At 51.4% G+C, this 19,730-nt stretch carries 18 protein-coding genes; 4 read left to right on the plus strand and 14 right to left on the minus strand.

The window, feature by feature from the left end; genetic code table 11:
* Nucleotide 1: 1 nt before the first annotated feature.
* On the plus strand, nucleotides 2–595 hold the full coding sequence (locus tag H6F94_RS24710; RefSeq protein ID WP_190804945.1) for a CAP domain-containing protein: 594 nt from the start codon (nucleotides 2–4) through the stop codon (nucleotides 593–595).
* Nucleotides 596–763: 168 nt separating this feature from the next.
* Here H6F94_RS24710 and H6F94_RS24715 read toward each other — a convergent pair whose 3' ends face one another.
* From H6F94_RS24715 to H6F94_RS24740, 6 genes are all read right to left on the minus strand, one after another.
* The gene (locus tag H6F94_RS24715; RefSeq protein WP_190804946.1) at nucleotides 764–1,615 is read right to left on the minus strand and encodes a DUF2267 domain-containing protein; all 852 of its coding nucleotides are present in this window, start codon (nucleotides 1,613–1,615) and stop codon (nucleotides 764–766) included.
* A 158-nt stretch (nucleotides 1,616–1,773) separates the two neighbouring features.
* A complete protein-coding gene (gene abc-f, locus H6F94_RS24720; RefSeq protein ID WP_190804947.1) occupies nucleotides 1,774–3,366 on the minus strand; it encodes a ribosomal protection-like ABC-F family protein in 1,593 nt (530 codons plus the stop codon).
* A gap of 525 nt (nucleotides 3,367–3,891) precedes the next feature.
* Nucleotides 3,892–4,368, minus strand: a complete 477-nt coding sequence (ybaK, locus tag H6F94_RS24725) for a Cys-tRNA(Pro) deacylase (RefSeq protein ID WP_190804948.1) — start codon at nucleotides 4,366–4,368, stop codon at nucleotides 3,892–3,894.
* A 30-nt stretch (nucleotides 4,369–4,398) separates the two neighbouring features.
* On the minus strand, nucleotides 4,399–5,316 hold the full coding sequence (locus H6F94_RS24730; protein WP_190804949.1) for an ABC transporter permease: 918 nt from the start codon (nucleotides 5,314–5,316) through the stop codon (nucleotides 4,399–4,401).
* 4 nt (nucleotides 5,317–5,320) lie between these two features.
* Nucleotides 5,321–6,325: an ABC transporter permease gene (locus tag H6F94_RS24735; RefSeq protein WP_190804950.1), complete on the minus strand. Its 1,005-nt coding sequence runs from the start codon at nucleotides 6,323–6,325 to the stop codon at nucleotides 5,321–5,323.
* Nucleotides 6,326–6,870: 545 nt separating this feature from the next.
* Nucleotides 6,871–8,556 (minus strand): ABC transporter substrate-binding protein, encoded by a 1,686-nt coding sequence (locus H6F94_RS24740; protein WP_190804951.1) that lies wholly within the window; start codon nucleotides 8,554–8,556, stop codon nucleotides 6,871–6,873.
* Between the two features lie 929 nt (nucleotides 8,557–9,485).
* On the opposite strand from H6F94_RS24740, the gene H6F94_RS24745 reads away from it, so the two are divergent.
* Nucleotides 9,486–9,857: a peptidoglycan-binding domain-containing protein gene (locus tag H6F94_RS24745; protein WP_190804952.1), complete on the plus strand. Its 372-nt coding sequence runs from the start codon at nucleotides 9,486–9,488 to the stop codon at nucleotides 9,855–9,857.
* A gap of 184 nt (nucleotides 9,858–10,041) precedes the next feature.
* Here H6F94_RS24745 and H6F94_RS31820 read toward each other — a convergent pair whose 3' ends face one another.
* Nucleotides 10,042–11,172, minus strand: coding sequence for a hypothetical protein (locus H6F94_RS31820; RefSeq protein WP_199320651.1), 1,131 nt, complete (start codon nucleotides 11,170–11,172; stop codon nucleotides 10,042–10,044).
* 279 nt (nucleotides 11,173–11,451) lie between these two features.
* On the opposite strand from H6F94_RS31820, the gene H6F94_RS24755 reads away from it, so the two are divergent.
* The gene (locus H6F94_RS24755; protein ID WP_190804953.1) at nucleotides 11,452–12,243 is read left to right on the plus strand and encodes an SAM hydrolase/SAM-dependent halogenase family protein; all 792 of its coding nucleotides are present in this window, start codon (nucleotides 11,452–11,454) and stop codon (nucleotides 12,241–12,243) included.
* A gap of 80 nt (nucleotides 12,244–12,323) precedes the next feature.
* Here the strand turns inward: H6F94_RS24755 and H6F94_RS24760 are convergent, their stop codons facing one another.
* On the minus strand, nucleotides 12,324–13,325 hold the full coding sequence (locus H6F94_RS24760) for an alpha/beta fold hydrolase (protein WP_190804954.1): 1,002 nt from the start codon (nucleotides 13,323–13,325) through the stop codon (nucleotides 12,324–12,326).
* 232 nt (nucleotides 13,326–13,557) lie between these two features.
* Here H6F94_RS24760 and H6F94_RS24765 point away from each other — a divergent pair, with 232 nt between their 5' ends.
* Complete coding sequence (locus H6F94_RS24765; RefSeq protein ID WP_190804955.1) at nucleotides 13,558–14,427, plus strand: tryptophan 2,3-dioxygenase family protein; 870 nt, start codon at nucleotides 13,558–13,560, stop codon at nucleotides 14,425–14,427.
* Here the strand turns inward: H6F94_RS24765 and H6F94_RS24770 are convergent.
* From H6F94_RS24770 to H6F94_RS24795, 6 genes are all read right to left on the minus strand, one after another.
* The gene (locus tag H6F94_RS24770; protein WP_190804956.1) at nucleotides 14,416–14,721 is read right to left on the minus strand and encodes a hypothetical protein; all 306 of its coding nucleotides are present in this window, start codon (nucleotides 14,719–14,721) and stop codon (nucleotides 14,416–14,418) included. The two genes, H6F94_RS24765 and H6F94_RS24770, sit on opposite strands and share 12 nt — an antisense overlap.
* A gap of 146 nt (nucleotides 14,722–14,867) precedes the next feature.
* Entirely contained in the window at nucleotides 14,868–16,694 is a 1,827-nt protein-coding gene (ggt, locus tag H6F94_RS24775; protein ID WP_190804957.1) for a gamma-glutamyltransferase, read from the minus strand.
* Between the two features lie 72 nt (nucleotides 16,695–16,766).
* Nucleotides 16,767–17,246 carry a Spy/CpxP family protein refolding chaperone gene (locus H6F94_RS24780; protein WP_190804958.1) on the minus strand — a complete coding sequence of 160 codons (480 nt, stop codon included), beginning with the start codon at nucleotides 17,244–17,246 and terminating at the stop codon, nucleotides 16,767–16,769.
* A 28-nt stretch (nucleotides 17,247–17,274) separates the two neighbouring features.
* The gene (locus tag H6F94_RS24785; protein ID WP_190804959.1) at nucleotides 17,275–17,649 is read right to left on the minus strand and encodes a hypothetical protein; all 375 of its coding nucleotides are present in this window, start codon (nucleotides 17,647–17,649) and stop codon (nucleotides 17,275–17,277) included.
* Nucleotides 17,646–18,242 carry a sigma-70 family RNA polymerase sigma factor gene (locus H6F94_RS24790; RefSeq protein ID WP_190804960.1) on the minus strand — a complete coding sequence of 199 codons (597 nt, stop codon included), beginning with the start codon at nucleotides 18,240–18,242 and terminating at the stop codon, nucleotides 17,646–17,648. Before H6F94_RS24790 ends, H6F94_RS24785 begins: the two co-directional genes overlap by 4 nt.
* A 101-nt stretch (nucleotides 18,243–18,343) precedes the next feature.
* A complete protein-coding gene (locus tag H6F94_RS24795; RefSeq protein ID WP_190804961.1) occupies nucleotides 18,344–19,573 on the minus strand; it encodes a hypothetical protein in 1,230 nt (409 codons plus the stop codon).
* Nucleotides 19,574–19,730 lie beyond the last annotated feature (157 nt).

Genomic DNA, 19,730 nt, shown 5'->3' on the forward strand with positions numbered 1-19,730 from the left:
CATGCCTGCTCATCGTTCAGCAATATCGGTCAAACCAGCAAGTTTTCCTGAGCAACAATGGCGAAACTGCTTTGCACTGGTTTCGCTCACTTCACTCTTGTCTGGTTGCACACCCACAATTCAGTGGCTGCCACCTTCATTGCCACCGAGCCTCACACAGCAGCCAACTATCGTTACCCTTGCTCAGTCTCCGGCTATTGCTGAGATAGAAACCAGTGTTCAGCAACGTATTAATACAGTCCGGCAGGCCAAGGGCTTAGGGCCTTTGCAGAGTAATGAAAAATTGATGCAAGTGGCCCGGAATTACAGTAAGCAAATGGCTAGGCAAAGTTTTTTTAGCCACACTAGTCCAGCGGGTGACACAGTCATTCAACGCGTCCGCGGGGTTGGAATTGCCTATTGGGTTGTGGGCGAGAATTTGGCTAAGAATACCAACGCTCCAGACCCTGCTACTGTCGCTGTTCAGGGTTGGCTAGATAGCCCAGGCCATCGCGAGAACATCCTACATCCAGCTTTCACACAGAGCGGGGTTGGTGTCTGGCGTACGGGCAATACCTATTACTTTACCCAAGTTTTTCTGCGTCCTTTATTTTAGGTCTACAGGGGCTGCATAACCAAATCCAAACAATTTTGGATAGCGTAAAGTCAAAGTACACGCTCATAAACTCAGAAACAAAAAGAGTGGGCGTCTACCCACTCCGGATCCTCTACTCTTCTCTTACTCTTGGGATTAACTCACTTAGCCAATGTCAATTTTAGATTATTAAGCCGCTTCCCACATTTGACGAATTTCGCCTGGCAAAAAGCCTGCAATTTCCTGGATTCGCTCTGAGCTTAGTTCATCCTTCGTAGCTGCAAAGACTGCTCGGATCGCCTCTTCTGGGCTGATACCACGGGGTAAACCGGCTTCCTGGCGAATTCTAAACAAGAATGTTTCCGGTTTGATGTGTAGTGCTGGCCGAATGCGACTGAGGAAGCTCACCAGAGGGTTAGTATCTTTCCAAAGCTCTGCAACTTCTCCTTGCAAAGCTTTGTCATCCGTTTGCACTGCCTCGTCGTGTAGTTCTGCTTCTACTCGATCTGATACCTCAGTTGGCATCATGTCACGCATAGTTCGGAAGACCACTTCAGCGACGTCTCTAGCGTCAAAAATGTCCTCCAGTTCGCCCCGCAGCATTACTTTCTCCAGGAAAGACATTTCCTCTGTGGCAATGGGTACAGAGGGGCCATGCTCCATTGATTTAGGAGGATTTTCATCCATTTTGGTCAATAGTTTGCGTCCCCGTTCTGTTAGTTCTGCATGACCAGAAAAGTCAATCACATGGGGCAGGGGACCATCGGAAGCAGCAAAGGTATTAGCAATCCTAAAGTCAAATTCACTGGGGTCAGTGGCGCTTGGCACATCGTCCTGGTTGGCGTAAGCGTTGCCTGTAAACTCAGCATTGATATATTGCTTCTGATTTAGATAATCTAAGTGAGCAAGCAGTGCAGTCTTGCTGCACCCCAAGCCTGCAAAGTCAGTTCCGCTAAAGCTAACTGACGTCTTGTTATCCTGGCTCTCCTGGATTTTTTTCAGAATAACGTATGCGATGTTCTCACTTAGTTCTAAAGTCATGCTTATTCTCCTCAGATATGGATTGAGGTTAAGGGTAGTTACTGCCACGCAATTTGAGACTATGATTCAGCCTGACGGAAGTCCATCCGTCAGGCGATTGATTTGAGACTGTTTCTTTGGATATATGTCTAAGGACAGAGCGAGAATATAGAGGTGAATCACGGGGTAAGGAGTAACCTCTCTTCCCGAAACGAAAAGATCTGTTCAGCGTGCCTAGCGATGAATCGACGGTCATGACTAATAAACAGCAAACCACCAGGAAATTGGCTGAGCAAATCGTCCAGTACTTCCAGAGATTCGATGTCTAAATGGTTGGTGGGCTCATCCAGCAGGAGAAACTCGGCTTTTGCTAGCAGCACACTAACAATAGCTGCTCGCATCAACTCACCAGCACTCAAAGTCGAAATAGGTTGCACAACTCTGTCTCGTCGCAATTTGGCCGCTCCTAGAAACTGACGAACAACAGGCTCCTCCAAGCCATAGTCCTTGAAATTGTCCAACAGAATCTCCTCTCGGAAATACTCGCGTACGTCCTGTGGAATATAAAGCCAATGCACGCTCTCATTGCGCTTGATTTGACCAGCGTCAGGCAGAGAATGACCTAGTAGGCAATTGACCAAGGTAGTTTTGCCACTGCCATTAGGGCCAACAATACCTACCCGATCCTGAGTCATCAGTTCTAAGTTGAGATTGTGAAAAAGCTGGCGTTTTCCTAAACGCTTGCTGAGATTTTGAGCTAGAAATACCCACTTTTTAGTCACGACATAAGGCTCAAATGCCAACTTGATTTTCTTCTCAACAAATGGTTTTTCTTGCTTTAGCTGCTCGATCATTTGTGTTTGTCTGTGCTCGACAACTTTGGCTCGCTTCGCCAATTTGGCAGCCCGTGCTCCAATGAAACCCTTATCCAGGGCGCCGATCTTCTCCTTTTCCTTACGATTCGACCAGACTTTTTTACGCAATGCCTCCTGCTCTAGGTGTTTGATTTTGCGCTGAATCTCTTGAGCATGCTCCTGACGGCTGCGAAAATCCTGGTCAAGATGTGCCAGGACTTGAGAATAGCCACCCTGAACAATTACAGCCTCGCCCTGGTTCAAATAGAGAGTTTGATCCGCAATCTGATCGATTAATACCCGGTCATGGCTAACCACCAGAAAGGATCGGCCCAGTTGCTTCTCTCGACGAATAGCAGCCTCCAAGTACAGTTGCATCGCAATATCAAGATGATTGGTCGGTTCATCAAGCACCAGCAGCGTGCTGTTGCTCAAGAACAGCCGGATGATCGACCAGATCTGCTGTTGCCCTTCTGAGAAGCTGGCGAGCGGACGTAGCAAATCCGGCTCACAGAAGCCAAAGGTCGGCAGCAAGCGCTTGAGCTTAGTTTCCAACTCGTAGCCACCTGCCTCAGCATATTCATGAATGGCGTCAGCGTAGTCCAGAGAAGCCTCGCAGTGCTGGATTCGCTGAAATGCAGCTCGCACATTGGGGCAGTCCAACAGCAAAAATTCCATTGCCAGTTGAGGTTCAAGTGCCCTTTCTTGAGGCAAAAATGCTAGTGTCAGATCCCGACGCTGTTGGATTGTGCCAGCCGAAGGTAGCAGCAAACCAACAATGCACTTCAGCAAGGTACTTTTGCCTGAGCCATTCGGGCCTGTAATCGCCATGACTTCACCTGGATTTAAATCGAAAGAAACTCGCTTCAAAACTTCTTGCAAGCCAAAGTTGACCTGCAAATTTTGCACATGCAGCATATATTCTCCTCTTTGTGGAGTTTAGGAGAGGCCAAGCTTTTAGAAGAATGGCCAAATGTTCTTACGTGAAATCAAGCCACGATCAAATTACAACTGAGGTGCAGTCAACAATGCACCAATTCGCAAAACGATTGCGCCAAAAGACTGTCAAGGGGCACACTAAATAGCCGTTCTGTTAAGAACTTGCTACGAGTAGACCCGGACAGATCTGGTTTTTAGGGGTAGGGATTAAAACTTCATTGTTGGGGAAACTTATTGCAAGGGCTAACTAGTCTACTCAGGCACTGAATCAGACAGGTCTCACTGGGCTCAAGTCAGTTGCAAGCCCGTGAATCCGTCTGAATTAACCTTACAAATCTAGAAGCTCATTGCCCTTTTACCTTTAGCAGGAGGTCGCTCTTTTCAAACTATACAATTTGCTCAAGCGGTTGTCTACTACTCCGAAACCCTGTTCGTAGTGCAAGGGGCGTTTTAGTCAATTCGGTAGTAAGTTCTGAGGGTTCAGATTCCAGCTAAGCCTTGCCCTTAAGTCTTGTCCTGTGCAATAGCCCCTAACGTGCCGTTTACCGCTCGCAGGTAGTCAGCAGGAGACAGCAAAATTTGCGTGCCGCGCACGCCAGCGGAAATTGAGATTTGATCAAATAGCTCGACCAGTTCATCAACATAAACTGGGTAGTCTTTCTTACAAGCTAGCGCCGTAACGCCACCCCGGATATAACCAGTCAACGGCTGAACTTCTTTGAGGGCAACTGGATCTACCTTGCGATCGCCACTCAAGCGAGCCAGCGCTTTGAGATCGAGTTGAGCATTACCAGGAACCACAGCCAGACAGATACCGTTCCGATCGCCTCGCACAACCAGGGTTTTGAATACCTGTTCTGGAGCAAGACCAATTTTATGGGCCACACTTTCAGCAGCCAGGTCATCGGGATCGACTTCGTAGGTGCGCAGTTCGTAATCGATCCCCAAGTTATCTAGAACGCGCACCGCGTTGGTTTTCATCACCGAGCTATTTCATAACCCAGCCAGTATCTAGCGCTTTTGTGAGCGCGGATCAAGGGCATCGCGCAGGCCGTCTCCCACCAGGTTAAAACCCAGCACAGTCAGCATAATCGCTCCGCCGGGAAAGATCAGAGTCCAGGGGGCCTGCTGTATAAATTGGCGGGAATCCGCTAGCATCTTGCCCCACTCTGGCGTAGGTGGCTGGGCTCCCAGTCCTAAAAAGCCCAGAGCCGCCGCTTCTAAAATCGACGTGGCAACGCTGAGACTGCCCTGCACCAAAATCGGCGCCAAAGTATTGGGTAGGATGTGAGCGAACAAAATTCCGGCATCGCCCATACCAATTGATCGTGCCGCCTGCACGTAGACTTCTTCGCGCACCCGCAATACCTGGCCGCGCACCAAACGCCCGAACGTAGGCACGTTGATAATCGCAATCGCCGCCAGAGCATTTTGCAGCGATGGTCCTAGTGCAGAAACCACAGCAATTGCCAGCAGCACACTGGGAAACGCCAGCAGAATATCGAATACCCGCGAAATAATCAGGTCAGCCCAACCGCCGTAGTAAGCCGCCACAGATCCCAATAGGGTACCTAGCGCTGAGGCCCCCAACACCGCAAAGACCCCGACTTGCAACGATACCCGCGATCCATAGACCACGCGACTGAAGGTATCTCGGCCCAAGTCATCGGTGCCAAACCAGTGCCGGCTATTGGGTGGCGAAAGGCGGTTGGCCAGATCGGTAGTCTCGTAACCGTAGGGGGCAATGGGCGGTGCAAATAGAGCGATCAGAATGAACAGCAGAAGGATTAGCCCACCAACAACCGCAATTGGATTGCGTAGCAGCGTCTGTAGTGCCTTGCGGCTGGGCGATAGGGGAATAATGGGGAGAGCGACGCCCTGCTGCGCACCCTGCGGCGGATTATCAGCAGGCTGAACTTCTTGGGTCATGGCCTCAGCGGTAGCGAATGCGCGGGTCTATGAAAGCATAAAACAGGTCAACCAGAAGGTTCACCACAACGAAAATGATCGCCAGTACCAGCACACCGGATTGGATCACAGGAAAGTCGCGGAAGCTTATGGCGTCGTAGATGTAGCGCCCAACTCCTGGCCAGCCAAATACGGTCTCGGTTAGCACCGCTCCCCCTAACAGGAAACCAAACTGCAAGCCGATCACCGTCCACACGGGAATAAAGGCGTTTTTCAAGGCATGCAAGTAGATCACCTTGAAGGGCGGCAAGCCTTTGGCGCGGGCTGTGCGCACGTAATCTAGCTTCAGCACCTCCAACATGCTGGAGCGGGTCATGCGGGCAATGATTGCCATCGGGATGGTGCCTAAGGCAATTCCCGGCAGAACCAGATGGGCGACCACATCGCCAAACTGCCAGAACTGGCCTTGCACCAAGGTATCGATCAGATAGAAGCCAGTGATTGATTCGACTGGATAGCGCGGGTTAGTGCGACCTGAAGAGGGGAGCCAACCTAGAGTTTGCGCAAATAGCCACTGCTCCAGCAGCCCTAGCCAGAACACCGGCATCGAAACGCCTATCAAGGCTCCCACCGTTGAAGCATAGTCGGCTACAGAATTCTGCTTCCACGCGGCCAAAATGCCAATATTGATCCCGACCACCACGGCGATGATCATGGCGACCGAAGTTAGCTCTGCCGTAGCGCTGAGGTAGGGCAAAATCTCACGAGAGATTGCCGTGCGCGTACGCAGGGAGGTGCCTAGGTCTCCCTGAAGCAGGCTACCAACGTAGTCAAAATACTGCACCAGCAGTGGGCGATTGAGGCCATACTGCTCGCGAAAATTTTCGATTGTAGTCTCAGAAGCCTGCTGGCCAAGAATCACCTGGGCCGGATCGCCGGGGATCAGATGAATGAGCAGGAATACAACGATCGATAGGCCAATCAGCACAGGAATGAGCTGAACAAGGCGCTGGAGGGTATATCTCAGCACGGCTGATTCTAGGGGGATAAGCAGTCAAACTGAACTTGGGCACTGAACTTGGGCACTGAACTTGGGCATGGTCTCACTGCTGACTGAGAAAGCTTAAGCTCAGAGGCTCAGCCACTAGTAGGGCATGCTATAGGTCACGAGCCCCAGCAGTTTTAAGGTAATGAGTACCTAAGTTAAGCACTGGCTAAGCTGGGCACTGGCAGTCTTCGCGTTTGGTCTTATCTGTTGCAGAGTCGTTGGAGAGTTTGGTTTAGCAGCGAATCGACTTGAGGCTTATCGTAACGGCTGTTATTGTTGCCCAGATCATTGCTTACCGCTAATATTTTGCCCTCCAACCCCAGGCATCCTCAAAGTAGTACGTTAGTGCAAACAGAAAGCCCTACAGTGCTAGCGTCGCTTTTCTAGCAAGGGTCAATACGTCAACCCTGTAGGGACAATCTAGCTTTTAGAGCAATAAGCTCTGGCTGTAGTTGAGACTGTAGTTGAGATTGTATTTCAGGCTAAGGACACTCAGGCGGATGCTCAAGCTAAAGACTTAGGGAAGCTTAACTGGACGTCGTGACCTCGGCCATTGATTCCGTACCGGCCACTGGGCTGGGTTTAAAGTTTTCCACAGTCTTGCGGCTGGCCATTAGAGGCGTGGAATGGACCAACGGCACTACTGGCAAGTCTTGGTGGATAACCGCCTGTGCCTGCTTGTAGAGGTCATTACGCTTGGTCTCGTCTGCCGTAGTCTGAGCTTCGTCCAGCAGTTTATTGACCTGCGCGTTGTTGTAACGGCTGTAGTTGTTGCCAGGAATGTTGGCACCGTTGAGCAACACGTTCAGGAAGTTAGAGGCGTCGCCGTAGTCACCCGTCCAACCGATCAAACCGACCGGATAGTCACCCGTCCGCATCTTTTCAAGGTAGGTGGCCCACTCGTAACTGATGATGTTGGTCTGAACTCCGATCTTGGCAAGATCGGCCTGAATCGCCTCAGCAATCTTGCGACCATCCGGCATGTATGGGCGAGGCACAGGCATGGCTAGAAAATCAGTCTTAAAGCCATTGGGGAGACCGGCCTCAGTTAAAAGCTTCTTAGCCGCGTCTGGATCATAAGCGTAGTCCTGCACATCCTGGTTGTAGCTGGGCAACGAAGGGGCGTTCAGGTTAACCGCTGGAATGGCGTTGCCACCGTAGAAGGCATCAATCAGGGCTTGCTTGTTGACTGCATGCGCCAAAGCCTGCCGCACTTTCGGGTTGTCGAAAGGCTTCTTGGTATTGTTCATGGCGATGTAGCCCACATTGAAGCTCGGGCGCTTCAGCAATTCCAAATTGTTGTCACTGCTCACCTGACTGACGGCATCAGGATCGAGGTCATCCATCAGATCGATCTCACCGCTCTTGAGGGCGGTCAGACGAGTGGCGTTTTCAGGAATGGCTCGGAAGATCACCCGTTGGGCTTTGGGCTCTTCTGGATTCCAGTAGTCTGGGTTGCGCTCTAGGGTCACGCTCTCATTGCGCTTCCATTCCACCAGTTTGAAGGGACCGGTACCGGTAGGATTTTCGTTGAGCTTATCGGCAAACTTCTCAATCGCAGCGGGTGAATTGAAAGCGAAAGGCGGCAACACCAGGCAGGCGATGAAGGGCGCGAACGGTTTCGACAGCTTAAATTCAACTGTGTTGGGATCGACGGCGGTAACAGACTGAATTAAATCAGTGCCGAACACATCGTTGAAGTAGCTGAAGCTTTCGTTCTTACCACCAGACTGCCAGCGTTTGAAGTTGGTGGTCACAGCATCGGCATTGAAATCAGTGCCGTCCGTGAACTTGACCCCCTGCCGCAGCTTAAAGGTGTAGGTTGTCGCATCCGGGCTGGCTTGCCAAGACTCTGCCAGTTTGGGAATAACGTTGGTGGTGCCATCTTCGAGGTCCACCAAGCCTTCTAAAATGTTGCGCGTCACTCGGAAAGCCTCACCATCCGTAGCAACTGCCGGGTCGAGCGTGGGGGAATCCCCGCCTCTGCCAAACACTACTACGGCTTGAGGCGCATTGCCAGGACTGTTGCCGCCGCCTTGCTCAGCGGTCGTGTTACTTGCGGGTGGCGGCTGACAGGCGGCTAGACCGACAACCATTAACAGGGACGCAAAAAACAGCAGCAGCCAACGCCACAATCGACGCGAGCTAAACGCCAACTCAAGCTCCAATGTATGCACCAAATTAATGAAATCTCGAGGTCTTAGGGAACGCATCTCTACTATGGGGGCTTATTTAATCACAAGCTACTGCAATCCTAACCAGGATCGGCTACACTCAACCGAGCCTGTAATCTGCTCATCACATCCAGGCCAATTCCAGACCAATAGAGATGTTGAGAGTTATTACTGTCTGTGGGTTGGGGGGTCTGATTCAGGCGTTAGAATCTAGGGCAGGTTAAATGGAGCGTTTAGGGCATCCTGGCGCTGAATGCCCGAAGTACATGGGGAGGGATAATGGCACCGTTTAAGTTCAAGAATGACCAAGAGAAGTTCGATTTTCTGCTAGCTCTGGTCTTCTTTGTGCTGCTAGTTGTTGCCCTGCGAGGACGCTAAACCACAAGGAACGCTGAGGCTACACAAGGCAACTGTCGTTTGAGGTTTAACCACTGAGTCCAAAAGCAGATGATCCGAAAGCCCCAATTTTTGACCTCCGTTTTTGACACTCGTCGTCGCAACCCTATTGCCCTTTCAGGTTGCCATACAGGCTGTCATTGCATTGTCACCAGATTGCCTTTTGGCTGTCACATTATGACCTTAAGCTAAGTTTTCAGAAGTGGTGAGAACAGTTCTAGTAAGAACCCTAGTCCCTCACTCCGGAGTTGGTTGCTAGCAACAACGTTCACCTCACTCCACTGCTTCTGGTTGCGCCTTGCCTCGCAGCCAGAAGTTTTTCGTTGCTATTTATTGCTTATATTTATTTACTTTCTGTTTCTCTTCTATTCCTCGATGTTGAGGAATATTTTGGGCATTTGGTTTAGGTGAATCACTAGCCCTGTGAATCAACTAAGGGACAAGGGAGGGGCTGGTGTTCAACGCGATTCAGGCAAAAACTCTAGCGAAGAAGCGCTGGCTAGAGCGCTGGAATTGGTTAACGCGATTAAACTTAACAAGGCATTCCTTACAAGAATTAGGAGCCCTAAACTATGGCAGAAACCACAATTTTGACAGAGGGGGATCAAGGCGCTACAGTCACCAAGCTTCAGAATCTTCTGAAAAAGGCTGGCTTTGACCCAGGTCCCATTGATGGCATGTTCGGCCCTAGTGTGACCAAAGCGGCAATGCGCTTTCAGCAGGCCAAGCGCCTACCCATGGACGGTGTTGTCGGTCCTCGGACCTGGGCAGAGTTGGAGGCGGCACCGCCACCCTCGCCGCCGCCCTTCAGCTTGATTAATGTCTGCAAGTTCTACAACAAGCAACCCCACCAAGACCAAGCTCTAACCTGGCTGCAAGGCCAAATTCCGCAAGCAACTTTGGATGAGTTCGTCAAACGTTGGCGTGGTCCGGCTAGCCCGTAAATCTGAGCCCGCTAACTTGAGCCCGTAAACCTGAGCTCGCAAACCTGAGTCTGATTATCCGTTGGCCACAACAGCCCCCTGATGCTAGTCAGTTCAATAGGCCAGTTAAACAGGCCAGTTAACCAGGAAAGTTAAACGGGCCAGTTAGACAGATCACCCATCAGGGGCTTTACTCAAAGCAGATTCAACCTGACGACGACGCATACCAGTCAGCGTAGGGCGTCTGTTCCACGGACTGATCGCTATAGTCGGGGGCTCCGTCTGTCCACCAGACTGGCCCCCGTTCCCCCAAAGCGACTTTGGCTGTTCGCACCCGCGCTCTGGCAGTCCGTAGAGCCATTGCGTCTCCAGAGCGCAGGGCTGCCTCTGCCGTGCTCTGGGCATTGACCAGATCTTCATGCAAGCGGGAGCGAGTCACTTCATCCAGGAGGGGATTTGGACAGCGGCAGAGGCGGCCCTCGCTCACAAAGTAGCGTCTGTCAGGCGTGATTCGCTGAGTGGGCGTTTGCTGGTTGACCCCATTGACCTCTCTCACAGATTGCTGAGCCGCTACAGTCAGCCATTGTTCAAGATCTTGGATCGTGATTGGCTCTACTAGATAGTCAGTAACTAGATGGGCATTAATTTGAACCAGCAATTGTTGTTCGACCCGCTTAGCCAGTGGTTCATTGGTTTTCAATTCGCTAACAAAAGCCGCACATAGCTGCGCAAACAAGTGCGCCTGGAGCCCCTCTCGATAACGGGTGGGGACTAAACCCAAGGAGGTTTGGAGAGCCGCCTGTAATAACTGGTCTCGGACTACAGTCACTAGGTCCTCAGGCAGTTCTGCCTCCGGACTCAGGAGTGAGTTGTCCTGAAGGGTCTGTCTTGAGGGGTGATTCACAGGTTCGCCCGTGGCGGGCGAGCTAACCTGGCTCAAGTTTGCGGCTAGCTGCTCTAGATGTTGATCAAGCCATTGCAGCTCATTGCGATACTCGGCTGGATAAATGGAATGCCCTCGATACTTACGAGGTGATAATTGCATCAAGCTTTCCCGACAGTCCAGGGCAATGTTTTGCTGCGCAAGCCAAAAACAGCGTTGGCTCTTCTGGTGAAGCTCATCCTGAATCGACTGAGCATACGGCTGAAGCTGAAAGGAATGAATAACCCCCTGAAAACCAAGCCGAAAGGCTATACCAGCACCATTTTTTTGCCTGTCCAACACAGAACCGGGGATAACCTTGTCTAAAGACAAAGACTGCCCGACCGACAGTGCACTACCCAGAGTTGCGCCTAGAGCGATCCAAGCAGCTTCATTCGGTTTGACATAGACCATACTGACTCTTCTCCCATACTTGCTCTTCCTGCCGACTCACAGCAGGAACTCTAAAGTCCTAACCAACGCCCTAACTTAAGCTCCTACTGCACCCGAACCCGAACCTGCTTAGGAACTTATCTCTCAGCATTCAGCCCCTCTGCTCCAGCTCAGGATTTCGGCTGAGCCTTTGGAGCCTTCTAGGACCGAGATATTAGCCCTAGGATTAATTGGTCATAGCCTAGGTAGGTTACTATCAAACTGCTTTGGCCCTGATGCAGAGAGTGCAATAAGAGCGCAATGTTTATCAGCCTGATCGCGGACTATGGTACAGGTGACCCAGCCTTTACAGAAGTGGCTCAACGCCTGCAAATGGCTCTACCTCAAGCGCAGTTGCATCTGCTGTCAGTGCCGCCTTTCAGCACCCTTGCCACCGGCTTCTGGATTGCCCAGCTCGGTTTAAATCCTGGTCCTAAAGAGCGGTTGATTTACCACAACTGCGCACCTCGCCAGGATGACCCCGAAGCCCGACGCGATAACGAAGGGGAGGGGCTGACCTATGCGCTCCTGCCCAATGGCGTCAAAGTTGTAGGCGTCAATGCAGGCTATACGCTCTCCTTCATCAAGCATCACGCGAAGGTTCTCCACACTGTCAACGTCGACCGGGGTGGCTCACAGTTTCGGTCACGAGATGTGTTTCCGCCTGCGGCTGCGGCTCTAGCCAACGAAGACTTTAAGCTGTTGGGAGAGCTTCTGACGCCTGAGCAGATTCCCGATGTTCCCTCAGACCGAGTTGCCTGGGTCGATGGCTACGGCAACCTCAAAACGACCATTCCTGCCCACACCATTCAGTTAGAGCCACAGACCAAAGTGGTGATTCGGGTAGGAGATGCTGTGAGTGATGCCGTCTATTCCGATGGCAGTTTCAAAGTTCCAGAAGGGACATTAGCCTTTGCACCGGGCAGTTCCGGCTGGTCCGCACCTGGTGAAGCCGAACCGCAGCGCTGGATGGAATTGTTCCTACGAGGCGGAAGTGCTTGGGAGCGCTTCGGCAAACCTCGGCTCAATCAAAAAATCACCCGAATTGCTTGAGGCCAGTCTCAGGTCAATTGGTTGAAGTTAGTTGCTTAGAGTGAACTGATTGGAGTGGATTAATTCAAGTTGGGCCAAAATCATTCTGCTAAGAAGTCGAGAATGGCTACGTTAATTTGCTTACGGTCAGTCAAAGCTCGACCGAAGCCCGCAGCATGACCACTGATCGATTCGATCACTGCTACGGTCGCCTGGGCAATTAAAGCAGCCTCTCGCGCAACATCTGAAATAGCAAAATAGGCATCTGTTCGGCTAGGCAGAAATAGAACTCTGGCCTTGATTTGTACTAGCACTTGCTCTAAAGATCCCTCCATACCAGGGGTAAGAGCAACGTCATGGGTAGCCCAAGTTTGCAGATGGCACAGTAGATTATTGGCATCCTTCAGGTGATAACGGGTGCGCCATTTGCTCAGGAAATCCTCTAGAGAGCCCGCACACGTGTCTTCATAATTTTGATATGCCTGCAAGGCATAAAACTCTGGCGAAAAGGCCCAGGGTGCCCAAGCCTCAGACATACGAGAAAGCCCGACTAGGGGCGGTGTAATGTAGCGTCCATTGTTGAATTTGGGATCCGATTGGATGCAGTTCGCGAGAGAGTGTAAAAACAATTGCCCATGCCAATGGGTGCGGCAACTGCCTACAATCACTACCGCTTTCTGAACCCGCTCCGGATAGCTCACAGCCCATTGAATTGCCTGCTGACCGCCCATGCTAGCCCCTATCACTGCCTGAACCTGAGCAACGCCCAATTGATCGAGCAGGGCTGCTTGCAGACGGACATTGTCTCGAATGGTCACAGCCGGAAAGTCAGGACCTGCAAACGGTGGGGGCAGATTGCTAGGCGAACTACTACGCCCATTACCCAGTAGCTCAGTGTGGATTAACCAATTTTGCTCAGGATCTAATGCCAACCCAGGCCTACGTAGATAGGCTAAATCATCGTAGGTTTGAGAAAAGGCCGTACAGGTCAAAATGGGCAGGCTGCCGTTTGGCTTGCCGCTAATCTGGTAAGCCAACTGAACCTGTGGCAGCACAATCCCTGATTCTAAGCGAAAATCTTTGAGTGTAAAAAGGTCAACCATCGTTCGTCTGAATACACTTTGAATTGAGAAATTCTGCTCGATTGAACTTAAGCGGTTCGTAGCTTACAATACAGCTCATCTGAGTTGCATTGGGCACTCAAATAAGTGCTAAATGCTCAGATTAATCCTTGATTTTTGGGCATTTCAAGTTGGTTGGCTCAGTGATCAGGCAAATTATCTCCAGTGAAAACCTCAGGTAAAATTTTCAGGTAGAACTTCTAAGTAAAACACTATGTCTGAATCTTATAAACCACAGCCTCTAACGCCACTTGATCCAACAGTGGATGTAACTCAAAATCACTATTGGAGTTACCACAACATTGAGGCGCTACTGAGCTGCAAAAAACCACTCACCGCATCTCAAGACGAGGACCTATTCATCGCCGTTCACCAGATTTGTGAACTCGGGTTTCATCAGATGATTCTTGATTTGGATCGAGTTCTAGAAGCGATTGCAACTGCCTTTACCGATCCTCAAGACCCGATCATCGGCGATACCCGTGAGGCGTGCTATTTTTTCAAACGCGTTTTCCGGCTCTACGAAGTAGTCGTAATGACCATGCCCATTCTCACTACCATGCGGGCCTTCATCGAGTTTCGCAGCACCATTGGTCCAACCAGTGGCTTTCAATCTTTTCAGTTCCGCCAATTGGAAGTTATGAGCGGCGTAGCTAAGTCCTATTGGACGGGCGGCACTAACGACGACGAGGGCAAACCTCACGTTGCTGAGACTGAATTCGACCGGCGCTACGGAGCTGAAGTCGCAGCCTGGTTTGAGCGCTACCACAAGCACAGCCTGGCGTTTTACTACCAAACTCTGCTCAGTCGGGCACCGGGTGAATCCACCGCAGAGCGCATCGCTTATTTGCAGACTCACACTCAGGCCAGTGCGCTGCTCAAGTCGATGCGAAGCTACGAGGAACTACAAAACCGATTTCATCAAGCGCATCTCGGTTTAGCAGTTCAGCAGTTGGAGATGGTCGGTGTTCAGATTGGCACTGGCGGCACATCTTTCCGTGACTACCTAGTCAAATACGGCAAGGAAGTTGCACCCCTCTTTCCTGGCCTCACTTCTAAAGGCGCTTCTAGTTTAGAAACCTGAACGGCTCAGTTCCTGGCAGATAGCGTCTTGGCTTTGAGGGTTACACTTCAACTGCACCAGCGCTTGGCGGTCGGCCCAGACTCGGTAATGGTTCTCAGATTCACTGATCACAACCTTCAAGCCTTTGCGCAGTAGCCGACAACCTAAGGCATGGGCTAACAGCTTTTTAGTACTGCTAAAAACACTGACCAACTGATAGGGGGTGCTAGCAAAATACATTCCCTGAGCTATGACGGTCCCGCCACTGATATTGAACGGGTCGATCGCGTCCTCAGACACAACAACAGGTAACATTACTGAAGCCTTGCAAAACCAAAAAGATAAAGCAAACTTACCCGGTTTTGGCATTGCAAAGATCTCCGCCAGCCCTGGCTTAACCGAGCTTTATAAAAGCATCATCTAAGTTCGAGCGCAACTTAAAGTTTTGGGTTTAGCCACTTTCAGCGTTCTCCTAGAGGAGCAACAGTCATTGCAGAGCCACCGCCTCGACGGACCGGTTCTGCTGCTGCCAGCATCGTGCCGTCGGGATTGATCACAATGCCATTGGCTGCGCCAATTTCTGGCAATGACTCAAACTTATGTCCCAATGCAGCCAAAGCCTGACCCACTCTGCTAGTGGCGAAACCGCCATCCACCTGGGTCACTTCGCCGTTACGCTGGGACAGACGGGGCGCGGTAATTGCTTGGTCAAGGGGTAGCCTAAAATCAATCAGGTTCATGGCGATGCCTAGAACCGTGGTGATAATGGTAGAGCCGCCCGGTGAACCGAAAGCAATCACGCGGCCATCGGGGGCTAAGGCTAGGGTCGGTGCAATGCTACTGCGGGGACGCTTGCCCGGTTCAGGACTATTTGCATGAGGGCTGACTGGATCAAAGTCGGTCAGTTCATTGTTCAGCAAGAAGCCATAGCCTGGAACTACCATGCCCGATCCGCCTGTAGTCTCAATCGTCAGTGTGTAGCTGACCACATTGCCAAGACGGTCGGCTACAGTCAGATGCGTGGTCGAGAGCCCCTCATGGTCCTGGGCCTGCGCGACTGGCATCGCCATCCGGCTCGGACTGGGGTCATCTTGGTAAAGCCAAGGCTCACCCGCTACTGCAGATGCCATTTTGCCCTCCGGAGCCCTAGCACCAATTTGTTGCTGGCGAATTTGAGCATAATCGCGGCTGAGCAACCCGGCTACTGGCACATCTATATACTCTGGATCGCCCAAGTAGGCATTGCGGTCAGCATAGGCTAAACGCTCAGCCTCAAGTAGCCAATGCCATGCTTGCACTGGGTCTGAGGTCGAAGCTGGAGACGCCAAAGTTTGAGTAGCTAGCAGATTTAAGGTTTCAAGGCTCGTGATGCCACCACTGCTGGGCAACCCCATACCGTAAAGCTGGTAGCCCCGATAATTGATGCTAACTGGCGGACGAATGCGCAGATCGTACTGATCCAAATCGGCCAGGGTCATGCTGCCAGGCAGCACGCGAAAGGGTGGGTTGGCAACGGTCGGTGGCTTGCGTACAGTCTCGACAATTGCTCTGCCAATTTCGCCTCGGTAAAAAACATTAGGGCCGTTCTGAGCAATGAGACGATAGGTTTTTGCCAAATCCGGATTCGTGAGGTGAGTGCCAACTTGAGGCGGTTTGCCCTGGGGCAGAAAGAGCGCCTGAGTCGGAGCAAAGGCTGCAAAACGAGCTTGATTTTGAGCGACTTGTTGAGCAAAGGTTGCGTCAACTTCAAACCCTTTTTCTGCTAGATCAATCGCTGGCGCTAGTGCCTGTTCCAGCTTCAACGTGCCATAGCGATTGAGGGCTTCCACCCAAGTTAGAACCGTACCAGGAACGCCAACGGCCAAGCCATTGCTGATTCGGTTGGGGGAAAAAGGCAAATTGCCACCTGCGGGGTCATCGGGGTTTTTGAACATATCAACCCGAGCTGAGGCAGGCGCTTTTTCTCGTCCGTCCAGCGTGATCACCTGTTTATCAGACTGGCGATAGAGCAGCATAAAGCCACCACCACCAATGCCCGCCGAAAAGGGCTCAGTCACACCCAGCACTGCAGCAGCAGCAACAGCTGCATCGACAGCGTTGCCCCCCGCTTTGAGAATACCAATGGCGGCTTGAGTGGCATAGATGCTTTCGGTTGTCGCCGCTCCGCCTCGCCCCCGCGCCGTTGCCTCACTCGGTGAACTCTGAGCTCGGGGCGGTGTGCTACTCAGGGACAAAACCAGCCCCAAACAGAAAATGGCGCTTAGAAGCGCTGCAAGGCGTCGTCGCACGGCAGGTCCCCATTGGGTACGACGCCTTATCTTATGGCATTTTTCGGTGGAGAGCCTACAGGTTCTATAAGCCTACGGCTGCTCAGAAGCCGCACGGTTGCGACGATTCTGCCGCCGCCCATCGAGTTGCTGAGCCAGTTGTTGCCGCTGCGTAGAAGTGAGCACTTCACGCATTGCCATCATGCTGTCAAAGCGAAGCTGCTCAATTTCCTGCCGCAGCGCTTGCACTTGACGGTACTTTGTCTGCACTTGACTCGCCGGAGCCGTGCCTGCCATCAGCTGTCGCAATTCTTGCTTAGCTTGGCGCAAAGCCTGTGTTCGCTGTCTGATCCCAGGCTGATTTTGAGCCCGGATGGCTTGCAAGCGTTGAGTCTGTTCTGGCGTCAAATTGAGCTGTTGCAACCAGCCCAGTCCGCTCCGTTCGCGGCGGGATCCCATCTCTGCGGTGTCATCCTGGGGACCCATCTGCGCCAGTAATGGCTCTGTACTAGCGATGGTGCTGCTGAATGCCAAAACTAGAGCCGTTAAAACGGAAGCATAACGAAGAGACATCACTACTTTGTCCTTTTACGAATGAAATTCAAGGCACGGGAAGTTCTGAAGCAAAAACGTTGGGATCGTCGTCATTAAGAACACCGTTCCAGTTGTTCTCCAGGAAGGTTTCTAGGCCAGACAACTCACCCCTACTAGCGACTGAGGGTGGCAGGACATGATAGCTAACCCAACTCAACGCAACACCAGCAACTAGAGCTGACGGCACCCACAAAAGGACTCGACGTCGCCTGCCCCAGAACTGTTGCTTAGAGTGTTGTTTGATCTGTTGCTTGGCTTGAAGTTGAGTTTGCGCCGCTGCCATAATTTGGTCTTCCAAATCATTTGCAGGTGTCGGCACCGAAGAACGATATTGACGCAGAAAATCAGTCAACCGAGAATCACCTGGTGTTGGCTGGCTCATAGCTGCACCCCTTCTTGCTGCAAAAACTTGCGCACTTGAGCACGCGCATAAAAGAGACGCGATTTAACAGTTCCCACTGGGATATTTAGCGCTTCAGCAATCTCTTTTTGAGGCAACTCCTCTAGATCATGCATCACTAAAACTACCCGGTGTTCTAAGCGCAATTGCGCGATGCTCCTCTCTACCAGATCTTGATAATGCAAGTGCATTAGATCGAGATCTTGATAATGTTCAGAGACTAGAGTTGATAGGTTTTCTAGATGGGAGCGCAGCCTAGCAAAGCCCCGCCGTTGATCGCAGGCAACATTCCAGGTAATTCGATAGAGCCAAGTCGAAAACTGCGCCGTTCGCTGAAATTTTGGCAGTCCTTTCCAGGCTCTCAGGAAGACTTCCTGCACCAAATCATCTAGATGTTCAGCACCGCAAAGAGGGTAAAGAATGGATCTAACCTTCTGCTGATGACGCTGGTAGAGCTGACGGAAGCTCTGGGAATCACCCTGCAAACACTGTTGCACCAGATCATGATCCGGCTCACGAGCTGAGGGACAGCTGTTGATCACTGTGGCTGGTCCAGCTAACCTCTGCGCTGTCATCGGACATCCCGAACCTTTTTCCCTGTTTGAATGACCCTATAGAATCAGACTTTTTGAGGGAAGAAAAGGTTCAAAGGTAGGTTCAATATCCCAAAAACGGCTCAAGAGCGACGTTGTTCAAGCTGGCGGTGCAGTTCAAGAAGCTCGGCTCGAAGCGCTGCTTGTTTTTGTTGCAAGGTCTGTAAGGGGGCCTGTTCACGCAGCATTTGCCCCTGCGTTTCTTGCAAGTCCCGCACTGAGAATAAGAGTTGGCGGTAGCGCCGCTCAGCATCTTCTAGTCGGTTCTCAAAGCGACTTATTTGTTCCTGCTTAGGCAGAACTTCGGCTTCTAAATTGAGCTTACGGCGCTCTAGATCTTTAAGACTCTCAATTGTCTGGTCACGCTGCTGCTGGGCATTCTCAAGTTCGCGCACCAGCTCAACTTGACGACGCTCTAGAAAAATTACTGTGGTTTGCAGATCACTCAAGCGATTTTGCTCGATCTCGGAGTTAGCCTGTTGCAACCCCGTCAGCAAGTGATCGAGCAGTGCATGGCTCTCCTGCCGATACTGCTGCGAAAGTTGTTGATAATCCTGCTGAAGCTGGAGGAGCTCTGCTTCTAGCCTGTCGTAATCAGCCTGAGCTATTTGAACAGACACATCTAGCTCATTTGCCTCATCCACTGCCTCAGACTGAGGTAACTCATCGAGCTGAACGTGCTGGTCTAGTTCTGGCTCAACTTGCTCTAGCTCGACTGGTTCTGGGTCAATTTGCTCTAGCTCAATTTGCTCTAGCTCAATTAGGGTGACGGAAGTTTGAACCAGCAATTCATTGTCTGCCCCATCCATTGAAGATGAGGTTTCTTGAAGCAGCACAGTTGTCTCTATTTGAGGCTCAGAATCAATCTTTAAAAGTTCTTCTGGCTCTCCGGTAGCTTCCTCAGTCTCCAGTTCTAAGTCAAGGCTGAAGGCTGGTACTGGCTCCTCACTGAAAGGCTGTTCACCCACTGGCGCTTCGCTTAGCTTAGGCTCAGCATCATATTCTGGTCCCAGTGGTTCGAGTGACTCTACGTTTGCCCCAGTATTAGCCACAGGATGAAACTCTACAGTCTTAGGCCTGTCCCAGATGTCTTCAACCTCGTCTTCTTCGTGTTCGTAATCTTCTTCGTACTCATAATCATCCTCAGACGATTCTTGCTCGTATTCAGCTTCTGCAATTAATTCTTGTTGAATCCGGCGCAGGAGTGCTTGATACGGCCGAAGGTGCGGGCGAACCAACCACCGAATCAGAGGATTGCCAATGCGTTGGTCGAGAAGCTGATCAATTTCGGCACTGAGGCGCAAACAGTCCATGAGGGAGCGTGAACCATCGGAGTTGGCCTTCCCCCCATCCTAGCCGCGATCCCTATTTCCACTTCGCTCTACGAGCTGGGCTAAGAGTGACCCTAGCGGACGGAGCCGAGTTATCTGAGGTGATCCGATTTAAGAAGCAACTATAGCGATTTGTCGA

The organism is Leptolyngbya sp. FACHB-261, from assembly GCF_014696065.1.
In the GTDB taxonomy this organism is placed as follows: Bacteria; Cyanobacteriota; Cyanobacteriia; order FACHB-261; family FACHB-261; genus FACHB-261.

Coding starts and splice junctions, on each gene's coding strand:
- H6F94_RS24760 (WP_190804954.1), bottom strand. CDS start 13,325: ATGGTTGACCTTTTTACACTCAAAGATTTTCGCTTAGAATCAGGGATT.
- H6F94_RS24710 (WP_190804945.1), top strand. CDS start 2: ATGCCTGCTCATCGTTCAGCAATATCGGTCAAACCAGCAAGTTTTCCT.
- H6F94_RS24770 (WP_190804956.1), bottom strand. CDS start 14,721: ATGTTACCTGTTGTTGTGTCTGAGGACGCGATCGACCCGTTCAATATC.
- H6F94_RS24715 (WP_190804946.1), bottom strand. CDS start 1,615: ATGACTTTAGAACTAAGTGAGAACATCGCATACGTTATTCTGAAAAAA.
- H6F94_RS31820 (WP_199320651.1), bottom strand. CDS start 11,172: ATGGTCTATGTCAAACCGAATGAAGCTGCTTGGATCGCTCTAGGCGCA.
- H6F94_RS24795 (WP_190804961.1), bottom strand. CDS start 19,573: ATGGACTGTTTGCGCCTCAGTGCCGAAATTGATCAGCTTCTCGACCAA.
- abc-f (WP_190804947.1), bottom strand. CDS start 3,366: ATGCTGCATGTGCAAAATTTGCAGGTCAACTTTGGCTTGCAAGAAGTT.
- H6F94_RS24745 (WP_190804952.1), top strand. CDS start 9,486: ATGGCAGAAACCACAATTTTGACAGAGGGGGATCAAGGCGCTACAGTC.
- H6F94_RS24730 (WP_190804949.1), bottom strand. CDS start 5,316: ATGACCCAAGAAGTTCAGCCTGCTGATAATCCGCCGCAGGGTGCGCAG.
- H6F94_RS24790 (WP_190804960.1), bottom strand. CDS start 18,242: ATGACAGCGCAGAGGTTAGCTGGACCAGCCACAGTGATCAACAGCTGT.
- H6F94_RS24780 (WP_190804958.1), bottom strand. CDS start 17,246: ATGTCTCTTCGTTATGCTTCCGTTTTAACGGCTCTAGTTTTGGCATTC.
- H6F94_RS24755 (WP_190804953.1), top strand. CDS start 11,452: ATGTTTATCAGCCTGATCGCGGACTATGGTACAGGTGACCCAGCCTTT.
- H6F94_RS24785 (WP_190804959.1), bottom strand. CDS start 17,649: ATGAGCCAGCCAACACCAGGTGATTCTCGGTTGACTGATTTTCTGCGT.
- ybaK (WP_190804948.1), bottom strand. CDS start 4,368: ATGAAAACCAACGCGGTGCGCGTTCTAGATAACTTGGGGATCGATTAC.
- H6F94_RS24765 (WP_190804955.1), top strand. CDS start 13,558: ATGTCTGAATCTTATAAACCACAGCCTCTAACGCCACTTGATCCAACA.
- H6F94_RS24740 (WP_190804951.1), bottom strand. CDS start 8,556: ATGCGTTCCCTAAGACCTCGAGATTTCATTAATTTGGTGCATACATTG.